This window comes from Wolbachia endosymbiont of Tuta absoluta, assembly GCF_059414725.1.
The window spans coordinates 1-1,893 of record NZ_JBNRJY010000606.1; the positions used below are offsets into that span (position 1 = coordinate 1).

Below are 1,893 nucleotides of genomic sequence, written 5' to 3' on the forward strand. Positions count from 1 at the left end.
TTGGAGTTGGGCTCGGACACAAATTTTTAAAGCACATAGAAAGGTGCAAAATTTTACTGCATTTAATTGATGTAACTCACGATGAAATTATTTCAGCTTATAATTGTACGCATAATGAACTGAAGCTTTACAATAGCGATCTTGTTGAAAAAGAGGAAATTGTAGTGTTAAATAAATGTGACTTATTGGAAGAAACAGAAATTCTTGAGAAGAAGAATCATTTAGCCAATTATCTTGATAGAGAAGTACTGTGCTTATCAATCGACGATGATTTACAGCCCATCTTAAGATTATTAAATGAAAAAGTGAAAATTAAGGAAATTAATGTATATGATCCTTTTAAGATGTGAATTTTTTATTTGACAATCAAAGTCTGGATTCCAGTGGGTAATTTTCCACAGTTGTCTGCATTTTTTGTTCCACAACTTATCTTTTTTTCGGCTTGTGCCATTTCTCACACTGTCTCTTGCCTTCTTGAACTCAGAAATTCAATAGCTACAAAAGCATTTGAGTAGTTTTTTGTTAAGAATTAGGCATAGAATCCCCCATATTTATTAATAAAGAACAGAAAAAATGTAACGTACATACGACAGAGATTAAGCATATGTGTGCACCCATGTGCGCTGAAGAAGATACGCTACATTCTTTACTTAGTTTGATTATTTGATAGAAAAGTCTGCAGACGAAGATAGATTTTGAGCTCTAAAAATACCTCTACTGTGAGTATACTAAGATTAGATAAATAGGCGAAGTAATTTTTATATTAGTTTTTTAGTTGCCAATCAATTTGGAGTTCAATAACTTGACATTTATTCAATACTACTGTATAATAAGCATGTGTATTTTTTATACACTATGGCAATAAAATTACCTTGTAATAGGTGTATTGGACCCGAGGGCAGTACTCGGCGCCTCCACCATATTTTTTGATTGATACGGGGGCGAGTAAGGATCGACATGCATAGTAAAGATGGTAGCTTTGCTCGGTTAGATACCACCGCTAAGAGTTCACAATTTAGATGCAAACGATAACTTTGCTGCTGAAGACAATGTTGCATTAGCTGCTTAATTTAGGCACTATAACTTCATTGCTATAAGCACGGTTTAGGGAACGCCGGGTAACAGAAGTTCCCCCAAACATGTAAGGGTTATATGGATAAAACAGATTATCAGAAGTCGCTTAGTTATGCTAAATTTCAAGTTATCAAAAAGGCTTTGAATACTATATTAGATAATGTTTTTACTCCTCACTTAGAAATAGTATTTTTTACGCGCTTTAATGGTGTTGTCATGCCAGACTACTTGAAAGAATCATACCCTACTCAAATGCTTATTATATTACAGCATCAATTTTTTGGTCTAAAAGTTCTTGAAGATAAGTTTAGCGTCAGTTTGAGCTTTCGTGGAAAACAAGAACAAGTCACTGTACCGTTTTTTGCTATTAGTGAGTTTCATGATAAAATTTCAGGAGATACTTTAGTATTTAGCGTTGATTCTGATAAAGAATATGAAAGTGAGAAATGTGCTGAAAAGTCATCAAATGGTAGTATTATATCTATAGATCAACTTTACGATAAGTAGTTACTTCATTTTATAAATAAAAAATATTGTATCTGTTCAGGATATCGACAAGACCATAGAGTAAAAGTGAGTTTATAACAAATGGTATCATTTGAGTAGCTGACATTAGCTTTCACATCAAAAACGTTATAAAGCGCTTTCATGTTTACCAACTTAGTGCCAATCTGGATCCCAGTGGGCTTTGTTGCACAGCTCTTCGGATAGTGGGTAATGTATAATAAATTCATGAAGCTATATCAAACTTAGCCATGCCTATTTCAGTAAATTTGTTAAGCAAATAACACTTGAGTAGCAGTTCCTTCTCACGATTAA

General features: G+C 33.3%; 1 protein-coding gene, 1 other RNA gene and 1 pseudogene. All 3 read left to right on the plus strand.

Annotated elements, in window-relative coordinates:
• Positions 1-350, plus strand: a pseudogene (locus ACJ5GX_RS06770) (GTPase ObgE); the annotation flags it as partial.
• Positions 351-798: 448 nt separating this feature from the next.
• Positions 799-1,136, plus strand: a transfer-messenger RNA (tmRNA) gene (gene ssrA / locus ACJ5GX_RS06775).
• Positions 1,137-1,152: 16 nt separating this feature from the next.
• Positions 1,153-1,581, plus strand: a complete 429-nt coding sequence (locus tag ACJ5GX_RS06780) for a ClpXP protease specificity-enhancing factor SspB (protein ID WP_007302665.1) — start codon at positions 1,153-1,155, stop codon at positions 1,579-1,581.
• The last annotated feature ends 312 nt before the right edge of the window (positions 1,582-1,893 follow it).

Bases quoted from the DNA above. Each gene is read 5' to 3' on its own strand.
- ACJ5GX_RS06780 (WP_007302665.1), top strand. From the start codon at position 1,153: ATGGATAAAACAGATTATCAGAAGTCGCTTAGTTATGCTAAATTTCAA.